The 17,650-nt window shown below is 72.6% G+C and carries 13 protein-coding genes and 1 pseudogene; 8 read left to right on the forward strand and 6 right to left on the reverse strand.

The window, feature by feature from the left end:
• Positions 1-38: 38 nt before the first annotated feature.
• Positions 39-959 (reverse strand): proteasome assembly chaperone family protein, encoded by a 921-nt coding sequence (locus B5P21_RS08865; RefSeq protein WP_045527970.1) that lies wholly within the window; start codon positions 957-959, stop codon positions 39-41.
• Between the two features lie 168 nt (positions 960-1,127).
• On the opposite strand from B5P21_RS08865, the gene B5P21_RS08870 reads away from it, so the two are divergent.
• From B5P21_RS08870 to sucB, 3 genes and pseudogenes are all read left to right on the forward strand, one after another.
• On the forward strand, positions 1,128-2,636 hold the full coding sequence (locus tag B5P21_RS08870; RefSeq protein WP_045527969.1) for a leucyl aminopeptidase: 1,509 nt from the start codon (positions 1,128-1,130) through the stop codon (positions 2,634-2,636).
• Between the two features lie 91 nt (positions 2,637-2,727).
• Positions 2,728-4,101, forward strand: coding sequence for a dihydrolipoyl dehydrogenase (lpdA, locus tag B5P21_RS08875; RefSeq protein ID WP_045527967.1), 1,374 nt, complete (start codon positions 2,728-2,730; stop codon positions 4,099-4,101).
• Between the two features lie 57 nt (positions 4,102-4,158).
• Positions 4,159-5,607: pseudogene (sucB, locus tag B5P21_RS08880) on the forward strand (2-oxoglutarate dehydrogenase, E2 component, dihydrolipoamide succinyltransferase); the annotation flags it as partial.
• Between the two features lie 26 nt (positions 5,608-5,633).
• Here sucB and B5P21_RS08885 read toward each other — a convergent pair.
• Positions 5,634-7,163, reverse strand: coding sequence for a protein kinase domain-containing protein (locus tag B5P21_RS08885; protein WP_246865266.1), 1,530 nt, complete (start codon positions 7,161-7,163; stop codon positions 5,634-5,636).
• A gap of 372 nt (positions 7,164-7,535) precedes the next feature.
• Between B5P21_RS08885 and B5P21_RS08890 the strand changes: the two genes are divergently transcribed.
• Together B5P21_RS08890 and B5P21_RS08895 are read left to right on the forward strand one after the other, a co-directional pair.
• Positions 7,536-8,246, forward strand: coding sequence for a DUF4191 domain-containing protein (locus B5P21_RS08890; protein WP_045527963.1), 711 nt, complete (start codon positions 7,536-7,538; stop codon positions 8,244-8,246).
• Between the two features lie 54 nt (positions 8,247-8,300).
• Complete coding sequence (locus B5P21_RS08895; RefSeq protein ID WP_045527961.1) at positions 8,301-9,023, forward strand: J domain-containing protein; 723 nt, start codon at positions 8,301-8,303, stop codon at positions 9,021-9,023.
• A 26-nt stretch (positions 9,024-9,049) separates the two neighbouring features.
• Here B5P21_RS08895 and B5P21_RS08900 read toward each other — a convergent pair whose 3' ends face one another.
• Positions 9,050-9,478 carry an RDD family protein gene (locus tag B5P21_RS08900; RefSeq protein ID WP_045527959.1) on the reverse strand — a complete coding sequence of 143 codons (429 nt, stop codon included), beginning with the start codon at positions 9,476-9,478 and terminating at the stop codon, positions 9,050-9,052.
• Between the two features lie 193 nt (positions 9,479-9,671).
• Here B5P21_RS08900 and glnA point away from each other — a divergent pair, with 193 nt between their 5' ends.
• Positions 9,672-11,096, forward strand: coding sequence for a type I glutamate--ammonia ligase (gene glnA / locus B5P21_RS08905; protein WP_012298985.1), 1,425 nt, complete (start codon positions 9,672-9,674; stop codon positions 11,094-11,096).
• Between the two features lie 93 nt (positions 11,097-11,189).
• Here glnA and B5P21_RS08910 read toward each other — a convergent pair whose 3' ends face one another.
• Complete coding sequence (locus B5P21_RS08910) at positions 11,190-14,210, reverse strand: bifunctional [glutamine synthetase] adenylyltransferase/[glutamine synthetase]-adenylyl-L-tyrosine phosphorylase (protein WP_045527958.1); 3,021 nt, start codon at positions 14,208-14,210, stop codon at positions 11,190-11,192.
• A 58-nt stretch (positions 14,211-14,268) separates the two neighbouring features.
• The gene (locus tag B5P21_RS08915; protein ID WP_045527957.1) at positions 14,269-15,606 is read right to left on the reverse strand and encodes a glutamine synthetase family protein; all 1,338 of its coding nucleotides are present in this window, start codon (positions 15,604-15,606) and stop codon (positions 14,269-14,271) included.
• 85 nt (positions 15,607-15,691) lie between these two features.
• On the opposite strand from B5P21_RS08915, the gene panB reads away from it, so the two are divergent.
• Entirely contained in the window at positions 15,692-16,561 is an 870-nt protein-coding gene (panB, locus tag B5P21_RS08920) for a 3-methyl-2-oxobutanoate hydroxymethyltransferase (RefSeq protein WP_045527955.1), read from the forward strand.
• Positions 16,562-16,570: 9 nt separating this feature from the next.
• Here panB and B5P21_RS08925 read toward each other — a convergent pair whose 3' ends face one another.
• On the reverse strand, positions 16,571-16,753 hold the full coding sequence (locus B5P21_RS08925) for a hypothetical protein (protein WP_045527954.1): 183 nt from the start codon (positions 16,751-16,753) through the stop codon (positions 16,571-16,573).
• Positions 16,754-16,827: 74 nt separating this feature from the next.
• Between B5P21_RS08925 and ppgK the strand changes: the two genes are divergently transcribed.
• Positions 16,828-17,649, forward strand: coding sequence for a polyphosphate--glucose phosphotransferase (ppgK, locus tag B5P21_RS08930; protein WP_045527952.1), 822 nt, complete (start codon positions 16,828-16,830; stop codon positions 17,647-17,649).
• Position 17,650 lies beyond the last annotated feature (1 nt).

Consider the following 17,650-nt stretch of genomic DNA (forward strand, 5'->3'; position numbering starts at 1 on the left):
CGCGGGCCGCATGGCCCCCGCGGATCAGCTCGAGGGCGTCAGGCCGCGTCGCCCTCGCCGGGACGGCGGCGGGCGAGGAACTTCTCCAGCTCCGCCGCGATCTCGTCGGCCGTCGGCAGGGCGCCGTCCTCGTCCGTCAGCGGCGACTTGAGAGGGGTGTCCTCCATGTAGCTGTCGTAGCGCTCCTCGAGCGTCGTGACGAGGCGCGCCAGCTCCTGGTTGCCCGCGACCTGCTCGTCGATGCGGCCGACGAAGTCGCGCCCCTCCTCGCGGAGCCGGTCGGTCGGGAAGATGAGACCGGTGGCGGCGCTGATGCTCTCGAGCGCGGCGACCGCGGCGAGGGGGAATTCCGTGTCCGCGAGGTAGTGCGGGACGAGGAGCACGAATCCCGCGACGGGGTGCCCGGCATCGTGCAGGCGGTGCTCCACCAGGTGCAGCGCGTTCGCCGACACCTGCGTGTTCGGCTTCCACACGCTGAGGGCGTCGATGAGCTCGGTGCGGTTCCCGCTCACGGTGACGTTGATGTCGCGCGTGTGCGGCACGGGCATGGGGATGGCGTGCACCCACGTGGTCGTCGAGACCCGGTAGCGGTCGACGATCCCGAGGACGGCGGCGGTGAACGCCTCCCAGCGGAAGTCGGGCTCGAACCCGGTGAGCAGGAGGAACGGCTGCCCGATCTCGTCGTGCGCCAGGTAGAGCGCCAGACGCGCCGGGCGGTAGTCGGCGAGATGGTCCTGGTCGAAGTAGATGGTGGGGCGGCGCGCGCGGTAGTCGAGGAGCGTGTCGGTGTCGAAGCGCAGCACGTCCCGGTGGCTCAGGGTGCTCAGGAGGTACTCGCTGACCTGGGACACGCCGGATCCCGCGTCGGAGAACCCGGTGAGCCCGGCGACCAGGGGCAGGCCGGTCGGGACCTCGCCGATGTCGGTGTCGATCTCGTACAGTCCGTCCGCATCTGCCATGGATCCACTCTAGGCCGCGCCTCCGACGGCCCCTCCCGGAGGGGGCGGCGCACGTGCCGCCGAGAGCGAACACCGTCGCCGACGACGCCCGCCTGGTCCGTCCGCCCGCACCACGAGGGCGCGCGCCCCGGGGAACCGGGCACGCGCGCGTCGGTAGGCTTGTCGCCCATGACCCTCCCCCAGCTCTCCGTGTCCTCCGACCGCGCCGTCGACGTCGAAGCGGACGCGCTCGTCGTCGCCGTCTCCAGCGAGAAGGAGGGGATCCGGGTGCACGCCCCCGAGGGCCTCGAGCTCGACGCGTCCGGCCTGTCCGCGATCGGCGTCACGGGCAGCCGCGACGAGGTCGTCCGCGTCGCGGGGACGGGCACCGCCGCCGGCGTCGTCGCGCTGGTGGGCGTGGGCTCGGGCCCCCTGGACGCGGTCGCGCTCCGGTACGCCGTCGGCAGCGCGACGCGCCAGCTCCGCGGCGTGGATCGGGTCGCGGTCGCGGTCCCCGTGACCAGCCTCGTCGAGCTCACCGCCGTGCTCGAGGGAGCGGCCCTCGGGGTCTACTCCTTCGACTCCTACCGCCGGACCTCGCTCGCGGGGCAGAAGCCGCGCGCCTCATCCGTCACCGTGGTGGCGCAGGGGGACTCCTGGACGGCCGAGGACGCCGATGAGGCCGTCGCGCGCGCCGTCGCGGTCGCGGACGCCGTCGCGGGGACGAAGGACCTCGTCAACACCCCGCCGCTCGACCTGTATCCCGCGACGTTCGTCGACGCCGTGCAGGAGCGCACGGCCGGACTGCCCGTCGACGTCCGCGTCTGGGACGAGGACGCGCTCGCGGCCGACGGCTTCGGCGGCATCCTCGGCGTCGGCCAGGGCTCGACGCGCCCGCCCCGCCTCGTGAAGGTCGCCTACTCCCCCGCCGGCGCGACGCGCCACCTCGCGCTCGTGGGCAAGGGCATCACCTACGACACCGGCGGCATCTCGCTGAAGCCCGCCGTGCCGATGATCGGCATGAAGTACGACATGACCGGTGCCGCCACGATCCTCGAGGTCGTCGTCGCCGCCGCGCGGCTCGAGCTGCCGGTGCGCCTCACCGCGTGGCTCTGCATCGCCGAGAACATGCCCTCCGGCTCCGCCATCCGCCCGGACGACGTGCTGCGCATGCGCGGGGGCACGACCGTCGAGGTCCTCAACACGGACGCCGAGGGTCGACTCGTGATGGCGGACGGCATCGTCGCCGCCAGCGAGGAGCACCCGGACGCCATCGTCGACATCGCGACGCTGACGGGCGCGCAGGTCGTGGCGCTCGGCGAGCGGTACTCCGCGGTCATGGGCGAGGACGCCCTCGTCGCCCGCCTGCTGGACGCGGCGCGCGAGCAGGGAGAGAGCATGTGGGGCATGCCGCTGCCCGAGGAGATGCGCGCGCTCCTCAACTCCGACATCGCGGACATCACCAACGTCAAGCCCGGCAACCCCGCGGGCGGCATGCTCGTCGCGGGCGTGTTCCTGAAGGAGTTCGTCGGCCGGACCGGCGACGGGGACGACGCCCCGCGGATCCCCTGGGCGCACATCGACATCGCGGGTCCGTCGCACAACAAGGGCGGCGGCCACGGCTTCACGGGGAAGGGCCCGACGGGTGTGGCGGTGCGCACGCTCCTGGCCCTGGCTGCCGGGTTTTCACGCGCGTAGTAGGCTCGGAGAGGCCTCCTGAGGGGGTCCCGCGCCTGCCCGGTCGGGCGGTCGCATGAGACGACCTTGATGCATACGAGGGAGATCCTGGGTGTCGGAACAGAACTTTGACGTGGTGGTGCTCGGCGGCGGGAGCGGCGGCTACGCAGCAGCGCTCCGTGCGGTGCAGCTGGGCAAGACCGTGGGCCTCGTGGAGAAGGGCAAGCTGGGCGGCACGTGCCTCCACCGCGGCTGCATCCCCACCAAGGCCCTCCTGCACTCGGCCGAGGTGGCCGACGTCTCGCGGGAGTCGGAGAAGTACGGCGTGAACGTCACGTTCGACGGGGTGGACATCGCTCGCGTCAACGCGTACCGCGAGGCCATCGTCGCCAGCAAGTACAAGGGACTCCAGGGCCTCATCAAGGCCCGCGGCATCACCGTCATCGAGGGCGAGGGCCGCCTGACCTCCGGCACCACCGTGCAGGTCGGCGACCAGACCATCACCGGGAAGAGCGTCGTCCTCGCGACCGGCTCCTACTCCCGCACGCTCCCCGGCCTCGAGATCGGCGGCCGCGTGATCACGAGCGAGCAGGCGCTCGAGCTCGACTACCTCCCCGAGAAGGTCGCGATCCTCGGCGGCGGCGTCATCGGCGTCGAGTTCGCCTCCGTCTGGCGCTCCTTCGGCGTCGATGTGCAGATCATCGAGGCCCTCCCCCACCTCGTCCCCAACGAGGAGGAGTCGATCAGCAAGCAGTTCGAGCGGGCGTTCCGCAAGCGCGGCATCGCGTTCTCGCTCGGCGTGCGCTTCAAGTCGGTCACGCAGGACGACCAGGGCGTCCAGGTCGCCCTCGAGGACGGCACCACCTACGACGCCGACCTCCTGCTCGTCGCCGTGGGCCGCGGCCCGGCGACCCAGGGCCTCGGATTCGAGGAGGCGGGAGTCAAGACGGACCGCGGTTTCGTGTTGACGGACGAGCGGCTCCAGACCAGCGTCCCCGGCGTCTACGCCGTCGGCGACATCGTCCCCGGCTTGCAACTCGCCCACCGCGGGTTCCAGCAGGGGATCTTCGTCGCCGAGGAGATCGCGGGCAACAAGCCCGTCGTCGTCGAGGACATCAACATCCCCAAGGTCACCTATTCCGACCCCGAGGTCGCGAGCGTCGGCTACAGCGAGGCCAAGGCCGTCGAGAAGTTCGGCGCCGACAAGGTCTCCAGCTACGAGTACAACCTCGGCGGCAACGGCAAGAGCTCCATCCTCGGCACGGCCGGATCCATCAAGGTCGTCCGCGTGCAGGACGGCCCCGTCGTCGGCATCCACATGATCGGCGCGCGCGTCGGCGAGCTCATCGGCGAGGGCCAGCTCATCGTGAACTGGGAGGCCTACCCCGAGGACGTCGCCGGCCTGGTGCACGCTCACCCCACTCAGAACGAGGCGCTCGGCGAGGCCCACCTGGCTCTCGCCGGAACTCCTCTGCACGCCCTGTAGCACCCCGCCAACACCGACACACAAGCCGGGTCCGGAGTCGGGCCTGAAGGAGACAACCCCATGAGCGAATCCGTCAACCTCCCCGCACTCGGCGAGAGCGTCACCGAGGGCACGGTGACCCGTTGGCTCAAGAACGTCGGCGACCACGTCGAGGTCGACGAGCCCCTGCTCGAGGTGTCGACCGACAAGGTCGACACCGAGATCCCCTCGCCGGTCGCCGGCGTCATCGAGGAGATCCTCGTCCAGGAGGACGAGACCGTCGAGGTCGGCGCCGAGCTGGTGAGGATCGGCGACGGCTCTGGTGGAGGCGACGCGCCCGCCGCGGAGCCCGCCGCGGCGGAGGCCGAGGAGCCCGCTCCCGCGACCGAGGACGCCGTCGAGGACACCGTGATCCCCTCCACCGAGGCGGACGACGAGGCCGAGGCCCCCGCGCCCGTCGAGCCCGAGCCCGCGCCCGCCGCCGAGGAGCCCGCTCCCGCGCCCCGGGCGACCCCGGCTCCCGCGCCCGCAGCCCCGGCCCCCGCGGCAGCCACCCCCGCACCTTCGGCTGCCCCGGCAGCAGCTGCGGCTCCGGCCCCCGCCGCGTCCGGCAACGCCGGCTACGTGACGCCGCTCGTCCGCAAGCTCGCGAACGAGCGCGGCGTCGACATCAGCTCGGTCGTCGGTACCGGCGTCGGAGGCCGCATCCGCAAGGAGGACGTGCTCGCCGCAGCGGAGGCCGCCGCCTCGAAGAGGGCCCCGGCGGCAGCCGCTCCGGCCGCTCCCGTGGCCGCGCCCCTCGAGACGTCCCCCCTCCGCGGCACCACCGCGAAGATGTCCCGCATGCGCAAGCTCATCGCCGACCGCGCGGTCGTGTCGATGCAGTCCACCGCGCAGCTCACCTCGGTGGTGGAGGTCGACGTCACGAAGGTGGCCCGCTTCCGCGACCGCGTGAAGGGCGACTTCGTCGAGAAGACCGGCGTCAAGCTCTCGTTCCTGCCCTTCTTCGCGCTCGCTGCCGCCGAAGCGCTCAAGGCCTACCCCGTCGTCAACGCGACGGTCGACGGCGACAGCATCGTCTACCCCGACCACGAGAACATCAGCATCGCGGTGGACACGGAGCGTGGACTGCTCACCCCCGTCGTCAAGAACGCCGAGGGCAAGAACCTGGCGCAGTTCGCGACGGAGATCGCCGACCTCGCCGCGCGCACGCGCGACAACAAGCTGTCGCCGGACGAGCTGGCCGGGGGCACCTTCACGCTGACCAACACCGGTTCGCGGGGTGCGCTGTTCGACACGCCCGTAGTGTTCCTGCCGCAGTCGGCGATCCTCGGCACCGGCATCGTCACCAAGCGCCCGGTGGTCATCACGGCGGACGGGCAGGACACGATCGCCATCCGCTCGACCGTCTACCTGGCGCTCTCCTACGACCACCGGATCGTCGACGGGGCCGACGCCTCGCGCTTCCTCGTGGCCGTGAAGAACCGCCTCGAGGCCGGTGCGTTCGACGCCGACCTGGGCATCTAGGCACTCCCCGGACCCGACGGCGACCCTCAACGGTCGTCCATCATGTCCCTGATCCGCCACCCGGCCTCTCCCCTGACGATCAGGAGGGAGGCCGGTCGGCGTGCGGGCGCCGACGTCTCCGATCCGGGCGCGACCTCGGGACGCAGGCCGATGAGGGCGCTCTCCCCGAGACGTTGAGCCGGGCCGAGGGCATCCGCGACGTGGAGCGCGGCGTCGTCCAGGGCGGCTGACGCATCGGACGCGACGGCGCTGCGATCGGCGTCCTCGACCGGGGAGCCGGTCTCGTCCACCTCGGCCAGGCAGCCGACGTCGCCACGACGGAGGCAGGAGGCGCGGAGCCGGAGGAGCGCGGGGGCGGCGGCATCCGGATCCGGCGATGCCGCCGCCTCGACGTCGGGATCCGACGCAGCCGACGGTGCGGCGTCCCCGCTGGCAGGCGCGGACGCCGACGGGGTCGGCGCGCTCGTCGGCTCTGCCGTCGCGCCGCGAGCGGGGCTCGTGAGAGCCGGTACCGCGATGGCGCCCGCGAGCAGGAGCAGGAGCGCGCAGGCTCCGAGCACCCAGATACCGGGGCGCACCGACGCCAGCTCACCCGTGACACGCGCCCGCATCGCCCTCCCCCGGGATCTCGCTCGGTCGGCCCGCCGGTCACGCGCCGCTCGATGCCGACGATGATCGCCGCGGCGCCCAACCGCGTGTGGCCGGCCCCCGCGTCGGGGTTCCGCTGTCCGCGCGACGCGGCCCTCGAGGAGGCCGGGGCCGACAGCCTCGCGCGTCACACCGGGCGGCACGATCCGATGGTCGTCGGAGGAGCCCGGGGATGTCCCCGCATCGGCCAACGGGGCCGCGTCCGCGACGTCGAGCAGCCCGTCGGCGAGATCATGCGCGGTGAGGTCGGTCTCCCCGTGGATCGCGGCGTCGAGCAGCGCCAGCCATCCCTCCCACCGGTCCTCGGACGCGCGTCGGCGAGCGTCCGTCGGGTCGCGCAGCGCCCGGACGATCCGCGACACCCGCCCCAGGTCCTCCTCGACGGGGTCGGCCCCCGGGAGGCCGTCCGCTCCCGCCCCTCCGGCGATGACGCGGGATGAGCCGAGCCCGCTCAGCAGCGGACGCCCGGTGGCGTCGAGGACCACGTGGGTCAGGTCGACCGAGCCGTGCGCGATGCCCGCGTCGTGGAGGTCCCCCAGCCCTCGGAGGACGGAGGCCACCAGGGTCACGGTCTCGCCGGGCGTGATGCTGCCGCGTCGGCCGAGCAGGGCCGACGCCGTGCCGCGCTGACCGAGCGACTGCACGATGCAGAGGCTGCCGTCGGCGAGGGTCGCGACGTCCCGCAGCGCGACGACGTGGTCGGAGGACACCGCCTGGAGGGCGACGATCTCCGCCTCCCCGCGGCTGCGCTCGGTCGCCGGCACGATCTTCACCGCGACGTTGGCTGCCGGGCCGCTCGCCTGATCCGACGAGCGGCAGGGCCGGGCGAGGTGCACCTCGCAGCGGCTGCCCCGCCCGACGAGCCGCACCAGGCGATAGCCCGCGACGACGGTCCCGGAGGCGGACACCGCGTCGGGGTCCGTACCCGGCCCGCCCCTCCGCCTCCGCGGCGCCCGTCCCCTCGTGGCGGGCGATCGACCAGGGCCAGCCGCCCCGTCGTCCGGCCCGTCGCCCCGGTCCCGATCCGTGACCCGTCCGTCGTGCGCTCGAGCGCGTCCGTCCGCCATCGCCCCATGTCCTCTCGTCGCGCCGGCTCGGTCCGCGCCTCCGTCTGGGCGGGCCGTCCGTCGGCGCGAGTGTGCGGGAGGGCCGGGGGAGAGGGCGGGCGCGAGACCGGCCGCTGGGCATCTCGTCCGCATCGCGGGCCTGTGGGGGGATGGGACGGGGCACCGGCCCTCGGTCGTTCCGGCGGGCCCCCGCGCACCGGTATCCTGGGCACCATGGCCCGCAAGACAGCCTCGAAGAAGGCACCCAAGGAACCCGGCCGCATCAAGCAGATGTGGCAGGTCGTCCAGATGACCCGGCGCTACGACAAGAGCTCGGTCTGGTGGATGCTCCTGGCGCTGCTGGGCCCGATCGTCGTCGGCGTCCTGCTCGCGGCATTCGCGACCGGCGGGAGCTGGCTGACCGCCATCCTCTTCGTCGTCGCCGGCGTGTTCGCGGGCATCCTCGCCTTCCTCATCGTCCTCGGACGCAAGGCGGAGCGCGCGGCGTACCTGCAGATCAAGGGTCAGCCGGGAGCCGTGGGCGTCGTCCTCCGCAGCTCGCTGAAGCGCGGATGGGTCGGCAGCGAGATGCCGGTCGCCGTGAACGGCAAGTCGCAGGACGCCGTGTACCGCGCCGTCGGGCGTGCCGGCGTCGCCCTCATCGGCGAGGGGCCGAAGAGCCGCACCACCCGCATGCTCGAGGACGAGCGTCGGAAGATCGCCCGCGTGCTCCCGAACGTGCCCGTCCACTTCGTGTTCGTCGGATCCGACGCCGACTCCGTCGAGCTCCACAAGCTGGCCGGTCGCCTGCAGCGGTTCCCCCGCACCATCACGAAGGCGGAGGTCCTGGCCGTGAACAACCGCCTCACCTCCCTCGGGCAGAACAGCATGCCCATCCCCAAGGGCGTCGACCCGTTCAAGGTCCGCCCGTCCCGGGCACGCTGATCCCGCGCTCGCGCGACGTTTGCGCGGGCACCGTGCCCGGCGCAGACTGAGCCCATGGATCCGGCCTCCGCTGCGGCGCTGCTCGGCGTCGACGTGGACGCCGACCGCACGGCCATCAGCCGCGCCTACCTCCGCCAGGTGAGGGAGACGCATCCCGACCGCCTCCCCGGCGCGACGCCGCAGCAGCTGAGGGCCGCGCACGAGCGCTTCGTGCAGCTGACCCTCGCGAGGGACGCGCTCCTCCGCGCACCCCGGACGGGCGCGGTGCCGCCCGATCCCGCCCCTCGCGCACGCGCCACGGCGTCTCCGGGCGCGGCTCGCACCCGACCCGCGGGCGCGTCGGCCCCGGAGCGACGTCACCCCTACGGCCGCTCGCGTCGCGAGCTCGCGCGCCGCGGCCTCGGCCCCTCCATCGCCGCCGTCTGCGCACTCGCCGGCGTCCTCGTCGTGCTCGTCTCCTTCCAGGACTCCACCCGCGCGCAGTTCACGACCATCGGCGCCGACCTGACGCAGGGTGCCATCGTCGAACCCGTGCTGGATCCCGCCTCGCGCGCGAGCGAATGCGTGGACACGACGTCGTGCACGCTCCTCGATATGACCGCGCCGGAGGACTGCAGCGCGGCGCTCGTGCGCTTCGAGGTGACGACCGGGAGGTCCGACGACGGGCGGGAGACCGAGAGCCGGGAGCTCGGCGCCGTCCGCGCGGGATCACCCGCCCGCGTGGTGCTGGGCGGGGTCGACCCGGAGCTCGTGTACCTCGGCTGCGAGCCCGGCTGACCCCTCGCCGACGAGCTGCGCGGCGGTCAGGACGTGCGGACCAGCACCGTCCCCGAGAACACGTCGTGGAGGCCCCGCTGGTCGGCGTTCCACACGACCGCGGGGACCACCAGGCACAGCAGCGCGGTGCGGACCGCCGGTCGCCACAGCGACACGTAGCCTCCCGTGAGCGGCCGCACGCGCATGCCGAGCACGACGTGCCCCACGCTGCCGCCGAGGGTGATGATGAGGACGTACTGCATCACGGCGAAGATCACGAGCGTGGCCGTCGGGTCGTAGGCGAAGAAGGCCCAGGAGACCAGCACGGCGATCGCCCAGTCGATGCAGATCCCCACGATGCGCCGACCGGCGCGGGCGACGGAGCCGCGTCCGCGGTCCGGGAGCCCGAGGCGCTCCCCCGGCCAGCGGTTGCGGCCGGGATCGCCGAGGTCGGGGTTCGTGGGAGTCGCGGGCACCTGCCGATCCTAGGCGCGGGGGCCGTGGATCCCCTGGTCGGCGGGCCCTGGGAGCAGTTGCCGACGCGCCCGGGACAGCCTGCGTAACATCGCGGAAACACGGCGGTTATGGCGAGGTAACCCCTTCCCCCTAGGGTCGGAGAGGCTGAAACCGTCAGTCTCATCCGCTCCGGCCCCCTTTTGGAGACACCACATGTTCAGAGACTCATCCGAGGTGCTCGCGTTCATCAAGGACACCGACGTCAAGTTCCTCGATATCCGGTTCACCGACCTGCCCGGGGTGCAGCAGCACTTCAACATCCCCGCATCCACCGTCGACGAGGAGTTCTTCTCCGTCGGCCAGCTGTTCGACGGCTCGTCCATCCGCGGCTTCGCGAGCATCCACGAGTCGGACATGCAGCTCATCCCCGACGTGACGACGGCGTACATCGACCCGTTCCGCATCGAGCGGACCCTCATCATGGTGTTCGACATCTACAACCCCCGCAACGGCGAGATCTACGCCCGCGACCCGCGCCAGGTGGCGAAGAAGGCGGAGAAGTTCCTCGCCGCGTCCGGCATCGCGGACACCGCGTTCTTCGCGCCCGAGGCCGAGTTCTACATCTTCGACGACGTCCGCTACGAGGTGAACCAGCACACGAGCTTCTACTCGGTCGACTCCGAGGAGGGCGCCTGGAACTCGGGGCGCGAGGAGGAGGGCGGCAACCTCGGCAACAAGACGCCGTACAAGGGGGGCTACTTCCCCGTCAGCCCCGTCGACAAGCAGGCCGACCTCCGCGACGACATCAGCCTCAAGCTGATCGACGCGGGCCTCATCCTCGAGCGCGCGCACCACGAGGTGGGAACGGGCGGCCAGGCCGAGATCAACTACCGCTTCGACACGATGGTGCACGCGGCGGACGACATCCTGAAGTTCAAGTACATCGTCAAGAACACGGCCGAGCAGTGGGGCAAGACCGCCACGTTCATGCCGAAGCCGCTCTTCGGCGACAACGGCTCGGGCATGCACACGCACCAGTCGCTCTGGAACGACGGCAAGCCGCTGTTCTACGACGAGGCCGGCTACGGCGGCCTGTCGGACGTGGCGCGCTGGTACATCGGCGGCATCCTCAAGCACGCGCCGGCGATCCTCGCCTTCACGAACCCGACGGTGAACTCGTACCACCGCCTCGTCCCCGGCTTCGAGGCGCCCGTCAACCTCGTCTACTCGGCGGGCAACCGCTCGGCGTCGATCCGCATCCCGATCACGGGCACGAACCCGAAGGCCAAGCGCATCGAGTTCCGCGCGCCCGACGCGTCGAGCAACCCGTACCTCGCGTTCGCGGCGCAGCTGATGGCCGGCATCGACGGCATCAAGAACCGCATCGAGCCGCACGAGCCGGTCGACAAGGACCTCTACGAGCTCCCGCCCGAGGAGGCGAAGAACATCCCGCAGGTCCCCGCGTCGCTCGGTGCCGCCCTGGAGGCGCTCGAGGCCGACCACGAGTTCCTCACCGCGGGCAACGTGTTCACGCCGGACCTCATCGAGACGTGGATCGAGTACAAGCGCGAGATGGAGATCAAGCCCCTCGCGCAGCGCCCGCACCCGTTCGAGTTCGAGCTGTACTACGGCGTCTGATCCCACGGGCACCCGCACCGGGTGCGTGACGCACGGGCCGTCCTCCTCCGGGAGGGCGGCCCGTCGTCGTCGGCGCTGCCGGATGGACCGGCGTCAGGCGCCGCGCGGATGCGGCTGGTCGTCGAGGCCGTAGAAGAGCCGCTCGAACACCGTGCGGGCGCGGCGGGTGACGCCGAGGTACTCCTCCTCGAGCACCGACGCCGAGCCGGGCGGGTACTCGAGGAGCCGGGCGATGGCGTCGAGCGCGGCGCGGTCGGCCGGCAGGACGTCCGCCGTGCGGTTGGTCCAGAGCGTCATGGCGGAGCGGACACGGGACGCGAGGAGCCAGGCGTCGCGGAGGCGGGCGGCGTCGCCATCGGCCACGAGGCCCGACCCCACGGCGGCGTCGAGCGCGCCGAGCGTGGTCGGCGTCCGCAGGGTGGGGTGCGCATGCGCGTGCTGGAGCTGGATCAGCTGGACCAGCCATTCCACGTCGCTGAGCGACCCGCGCCCGAGCTTCAGGTGGCGGGTGGGATCCGCTCCCTGCGGGAGACGCTCGTTCTCCACGCGCGCCTTGATGCGCTTGATCTCGCGCACCTCCGCGTCGCCGATGGCGTCCGGGTAGCGGATGCGGTCGGCCAGCCCCGTGAAGTCCGCGATGAGCCCGCTGTCGCCGACGACGCCCCGTGCGCGGAGCAGTGCCTGCGCCTCCCAGGTCAGTGACCACCGCTCGTAGTACGCGCGGTAGGAGGCGAACGACCGCGCGACGGGCCCGTTCCGCCCTTCGGGGCGCAGGCCCGTGTCGAGGTCCAGCGGGAGGCGCGAGTCCTCCGTCAGGCCCGTGAGCTCGGAGACGATGACCTGGGCGCGCCGCTGGGCGAGCTCGGGATCCATGCCCGCTATGGGGCGGAACACGTACATGACGTCCGCGTCGGAGCCGAAGCCGAGCTCGGCGCCGCCGTAGCGTCCCATGGCGACCACGGCGAACTCGGGCCAGGGGCCGTCCTCGCGGCGGATGGCGCGCATCACCCCGCGGAGGGTCGCCGTGGTGATGTCGGCCAGGGACGGCCCGAGCGTCTCGACGTGCGTGACCCCCACGATCGCGCCGATGGCGAGGCGCAGGATCTCGCGGCGGCGGAGTGTGCGCAGCGCGGCCGCCGCGGCGTCGGCCGTGGGGTGCCGGTTCACGGTGGCGACGGCCTCCTCCTCGAGGGCCGCCCAGGTCCGGGGTCGCAGGTCCTCGTCGCGGGCGAGCCACGCGGCCGTCTCGGGGACGCGGTCGAGCAGCTTCGAGACGAAGCGGGATCCCGAGAGCACCTGGGCGAGGCGCTGCGCGGCCCCGGCCGAGTCCCGGAGCATCCGCAGGAACCAGTTCGACTCCCCCAGCGCCTCGCTGAGCCGGCGGAACGCGAGCAGGCCGTGGTCGGGATCCGGGCCGTCGGCGAACCACTGCAGGAGCACGGGGAGCAGGTGGCGCTGGATGGCCGAGCTGCGCGAGACCCCCTGCGTGAGCGCGCGGATGTGGGCGAGCGCACCGCGCGCGTCGACGAAGCCGATGGCGGAGAGGCGCGCGGCCGCCTGATCGCTGGTGAGCGCCAGCGACTCCTCGGGGAGCGAGGCCACCGCCGCGAGGAGCGGGCGGTAGAACAGCCGCTCGTGCAGCGTCCGGACGGCGGTCTTCGTGGCGGTCCAGCGCGCTGTGAGCTCCTCCGCGCGGCCGTCCAGACCGGTGCTGCGCGCGAGGATGCGCAACCGCTCCTCGTCGGTGGGCATCAGGTGCGTGCGCCGGAGCTGATCCAGCTGCAGCCGGTGCTCGAGGAGCCGGAGGTACCGGTAGTCCTTCGCGAACTCGCCGGCCTCCGTGCGGCCGATGTACCCCGCGTCGGCGAGGGCCACGAGCGCGGCCAGCGTGCTGCGGTCCCGGACGGCCTCGTCGCCCTGCCCGTGCACCAGCTGGAGGAGCTGCACCGTGAACTCGATGTCGCGGATCCCGCCCGGCCCGAGCTTGATCTGCTGGTGCAGCTGCTCGGCGGGGATGTTGTCGGTGACCCGCGTGCGCATGCGCTGGACCTGCCCGACGAAGCCCTCGCGGGAGGCGCTCGACCAGATGAGCGGCGCGACGGCGTCGGCGTACCGCTGTCCCAGCTCGGCGTCGCCCGCGAGCGGACGGGCCTTGAGCAGGGCCTGGAACTCCCAGTCCTTCGCCCACCGCTCGTAGTACGCGAGGTGGGAGTCGAGCGTGCGGACGAGCGCGCCGGCCTTCCCCTCGGGCCGGAGGTTGGCGTCGACCTCCCAGAGGGCCGGCTCGATCTCGTGCTCGTCGATGCCGCGCATGGTCAGCACGGCGAGGCGCGTCGCGAGCTCGACCGCCCGCGACGGCTCGATGACCGGTTCGCCGGACGCGTCGGTCGCGGCCTCGGCCACGAAGATGACGTCGACGTCGCTGACGTAGTTGAGCTCGCGGGCGCCGGCCTTGCCCATGCCGATGACGGCGAGGCGCGTCGCGGCGATCTCCTCGGGTCGCGCGCGACCGAACGTCCCGGGGACGGACAGCTCCGCGCGCGCGACGGCGAGCGACGCCTCGAGGGCCGCGCCCGCCAGATCGGCGAGGGCGGCGGTGACGGGGCGCACGGCCGCGAGCGGATCCGGGTGCACGAGGTCCCACGCGGCGACGCGCGCGACGAGGGCGCGATAGCGGACCCGCAGGGCCGTCCGGGCGTCCGGGCCGGTGATCCGCGCCACGCCGTCGACCGCGCGCACCGCGTCGAGCAGTCGCGCGCCGACGTCGGCCGGTGCCGGCGCGCCCTCCAGCGGACGGGCGAAGCCGTCGAGCTCGACGGTGTGGCGTGCGAGGAACTCGGCGAGACCGCCTGAGGACCCGAGCACCCGCGCCAGCCGGTGGCGCGCGTCGGGGTCGGCGAGCACGGCGCGCGTGCGCTCGGGATCCGCGCGGAGCAGCCGGACCAGCGCGTCGAGGGCGCCGTCCGGGTCCGCGCTCGAGTGCAGCGCGTCCACCAGGTCGGCCTCCGCCCACCCGGACAGCGCCGCCGCCTCCTCGAGGGCCTCGCCGACCTCGCTCAGCCGCGCGAAGCCCGCGCGCGCCAACGCGCCGAGCAGCGTCTGCCCACGTCTCATGGCTCGCTCCGGCCTCGTCGTCGGATGTCGGTGGTGATGCGCCCTCCGGGGATCCGGCTCAGAGCATCTCGAGGTTGGAGCGCAGCTCGTACGGCGTCACCTGGGCGCGGTAGTCGCGCCACTCCTGCCGCTTGTTGAGCAGCACGTAGTTGAACACCTGCTCGCCCAGCGTCTCGGCGACGAGCTCGGAGCGCTCCATGATCTGCACGGCGTGGTCGAGGCTCGACGGCAGCGGCGCGTACCCGAGGGCGCGACGCTCGGCGTCGCTCAGCGTCCACACGTTGTCCTCGGCCTCCGCCGGGAGCTCGTAGCCCTCCTCGATGCCCGTGAGGCCCGCGGCGAGCATGAGGGAGAAGGAGAGGTACGGGTTCGCCGCCGAGTCGATGGCGCGGTACTCGACGCGGGAGCTGTTGCCCTTGTTCGGCTTGTACAGCGGCACGCGCACGAGCGCGGACCGGTTGTTGTGCCCCCACGTGACGAAGCTGGGCGCCTCGCCGCCGCCCCAGAGCCGCTTGTACGAGTTCACGAACTGGTTCGTCACCGCCGTGATCTCGGGAGCGTGCTTGAGCAGCCCGGCGATGAACTGCCGGCCGATGGTGGAGAGCTGGTACTCGGCGCCCGACGCGTAGAACGCGTTGACGTCGCCCTCGAAGAGCGACATGTGCGTGTGCATCCCGCTGCCGGGGTGCGCCGCGAGGGGCTTCGGCATGAACGTCGCGTAGACGCCCTGCTCGATGGCCACCTCCTTGATGACCGTGCGGAACGTCATGATGTTGTCGGCCGTGGTGAGCGCGTCCGCGTAGCGGAGGTCGATCTCGTTCTGGCCGGGGCCCGCCTCGTGGTGGCTGAACTCGACGGAGATGCCGAGGTCCTCGAGCATGCGCACCGAGCGGCGGCGGAAGTCGTGCGCCGTGCCGCCGGGGACGTTGTCGAAGTAGCCGGCCGCGTCCACGGGCTCGGGGCCGTCGACCCCGAACTCGCTCGACTTGAGGAGGTAGAACTCGATCTCGGGGTGCGTGTAGAAGGTGAAGCCGCGGTCGGCCGCCTTCTCCAGCGTGCGCTTGAGGACGTTGCGGGGATCCGCGATCGCCGGCTGCCCGTCGGGCGTCGAGATGTCGCAGAACATGCGCGCGGTGGGGTCGATCTCGCCGCGCCACGGGAGGATCTGGAACGTCGTCGGATCCGGGTGGGCCAGCATGTCGGCCTCGTACGAGCGGGTGAGGCCCTCGATGGCCGAGCCGTCGAACCCGAGGCCCTCCGCGAACGCGCCCTCGACCTCCGCCGGGGCGATCGCCACCGACTTCAGGGTGCCGGTCACGTCGGTGAACCACAGGCGCACGAACTTGATCCCGCGCTCCTCGATCGTCCGCAGGACGAAGTCACGCTGCTTGTCCATCCACCACCCTCTCGTCGGTGTCCAACCTACCGGCTGACCAGGGGTCGGGCCGAGCGCGCGCGGGGCCCGCCGTAGACTCCGAGGCATGCAGAGCCCCGACGCTGCCGTCACCCCGCCCGAACCCGCCCGACTCCCGACGGAGCCCACCGGGCCGCCGAAGCGGGTGCGCATCCGGCACTTCGCCCGGGCCAAGGAGCAGGGCCTCAGGATCACGGGCCTCACGAGCTACGACATGCTCACGGCCGGCATCTTCGACGAGGCCGGCATCGACTTCCTGCTCGTCGGCGACTCCGCCGGCAACACGGTCCTCGGCTACGACACGACCGTGCCGGTGACGGTCGACGAGCTGATCCCGCTCGCGCGCGCCGTGGCCGGCTCCGCCCAGCGGGCCCTCGTGGTCGCGGACCTCCCGTTCGGGTCCTACGAGTCCGGCGCCGACCAGGCGCTGGCGACCTCCGTGCGGTTCATGAAGGAGGCGCGCGCCCACGCCGTGAAGCTCGAGGGCGGGGTGCGCAGCGCCGAGCAGATCCGCCGCGTCGTCTCCTCCGGGATCCCGGTGATGGGCCACATCGGCTTCACGCCGCAGAGCGAGCACGGCCTGGGCGGCCACATCATCCAGGGACGCGGGGGCGCCGCCGAGGCGCTGCTCGCGGACGCGCTCGCGGTCCAGGACGCGGGAGCGTTCGCCGTGGTGCTCGAGATGGTGCCCCAGGGGATCGCGCGGCGCGTCAGCGAGGAGCTGCGCATCCCCACCATCGGCATCGGCGCCGGGAACGGCACGGACGGGCAGATCCTCGTCTGGACCGACTTCGCGGGCCTCACGAGCGGCCGCGTGCCGCGCTTCGTCCGGCGCTACGCCGACATGCGCCAGGTGCTCCTCGACGCGGCGACGCGCTACCGCGACGACGTCGTCGGCGGCACGTTCCCGGCCGAGGCGGAGAGCTACTCCGACTGACGCGCGGGATCAGTCATCGTCGCGGTCCTCCGCGGCCCACTGCTCCGCGCGCTCGCGCAGCCGCTGCGGCGCCTTCGCCGCCTCCTCCGCCGTGGCGAATGGCCCGATCCGGTGCGCGGCCGGGGACAGCATCCCCTTCTCCACCTCGCCCGTGCGGTCGTCGTACCAGTACTGCTCGTCGCTGTCGCTCATGCTGCCGATGCTAGGCCCGTCCGCGACGCGTGCGGCGAGCGGCCGGGGTCGAGCGAGCCGGTAGGGTCGGTCCCATGAGCGACGACGCGACGACCGCAATCGGCATCGACATCGGCGGGACCGGCATCAAGGGCGCCATCGTGGACGTCGCGACCGGCGAGCTGCGCAGCGAGCGCGTCAAGCTGCCGACGCCCCAGGGCGGCGAGCCGGACGACATCGTCGCGACCGTGAAGCAGATCATCGACGCGCTCGGCGAGGTCCCCGCGGGCACGCCCCTCGGCGTGTGCTTCCCCGCCGCCATCGTCCACGGGACGACCATGTCGGCCGCCAACGTCTCCCCCAGCTGGATCGGCCTCGAGGCGGAGAAGCTGTTCGAGGAGCGCCTGGGCCTCGAGATCACGTTCGTCAACGACGCGGATGCGGCCGGCTACGCGGAGGCCCGCTACGGCGCGGCCAAGGACGTGCGCGGCCTCGTCATCATGACCACGCTCGGCACGGGGATCGGCACGGCCCTCATCCACGACGGCGTCCTGATCCCGAACGCCGAGCTCGGCCACATGGACGTCGCGGGCCGTCGCGACTTCGAGCGCCGTGCGTCGTACGCGGCCAAGGAGCGCGCCCACCTCAACTGGAAGCGCTGGGCCGCGCGGCTGCAGGTCTACTACGGCCAGCTCGAGAAGCTGATGTGGCCGGAGCTCTTCATCGTCGGCGGCGGGGTGTCCAAGAACCACAAGCACTTCCTGCCGCTGCTGCGACTGCGCACCCCGATCGTGCCCGCGGAGCTGCGGAACAACGCGGGCATCATGGGCGCCGCGGCACTGGCCGCGCACGCGGTCGGCGCGAGCACGCACGCGCCCGCGGCCGACCTCGTCGACAAGACGAAGCCCGAGGACTGAG

It is taken from the genome of Clavibacter michiganensis subsp. insidiosus (assembly GCF_002240565.1).
Taxonomy (GTDB): domain Bacteria; phylum Actinomycetota; class Actinomycetes; order Actinomycetales; family Microbacteriaceae; genus Clavibacter; species Clavibacter insidiosus.

Excerpts from the sequence above, each read along its gene's own strand:
- B5P21_RS08865 (WP_045527970.1), bottom strand. The coding sequence starts at position 959 with ATGGCAGATGCGGACGGACTGTACGAGATCGACACCGACATCGGCGAG.
- B5P21_RS08870 (WP_045527969.1), top strand. The coding sequence starts at position 1,128 with ATGACCCTCCCCCAGCTCTCCGTGTCCTCCGACCGCGCCGTCGACGTC.
- B5P21_RS08890 (WP_045527963.1), top strand. The coding sequence starts at position 7,536 with ATGGCCCGCAAGACAGCCTCGAAGAAGGCACCCAAGGAACCCGGCCGC.
- B5P21_RS08895 (WP_045527961.1), top strand. The coding sequence starts at position 8,301 with ATGGATCCGGCCTCCGCTGCGGCGCTGCTCGGCGTCGACGTGGACGCC.
- glnA (WP_012298985.1), top strand. The coding sequence starts at position 9,672 with ATGTTCAGAGACTCATCCGAGGTGCTCGCGTTCATCAAGGACACCGAC.
- B5P21_RS08910 (WP_045527958.1), bottom strand. The coding sequence starts at position 14,210 with ATGAGACGTGGGCAGACGCTGCTCGGCGCGTTGGCGCGCGCGGGCTTC.
- B5P21_RS08915 (WP_045527957.1), bottom strand. The coding sequence starts at position 15,606 with ATGGACAAGCAGCGTGACTTCGTCCTGCGGACGATCGAGGAGCGCGGG.
- panB (WP_045527955.1), top strand. The coding sequence starts at position 15,692 with ATGCAGAGCCCCGACGCTGCCGTCACCCCGCCCGAACCCGCCCGACTC.
- B5P21_RS08925 (WP_045527954.1), bottom strand. The coding sequence starts at position 16,753 with ATGAGCGACAGCGACGAGCAGTACTGGTACGACGACCGCACGGGCGAG.
- ppgK (WP_045527952.1), top strand. The coding sequence starts at position 16,828 with ATGAGCGACGACGCGACGACCGCAATCGGCATCGACATCGGCGGGACC.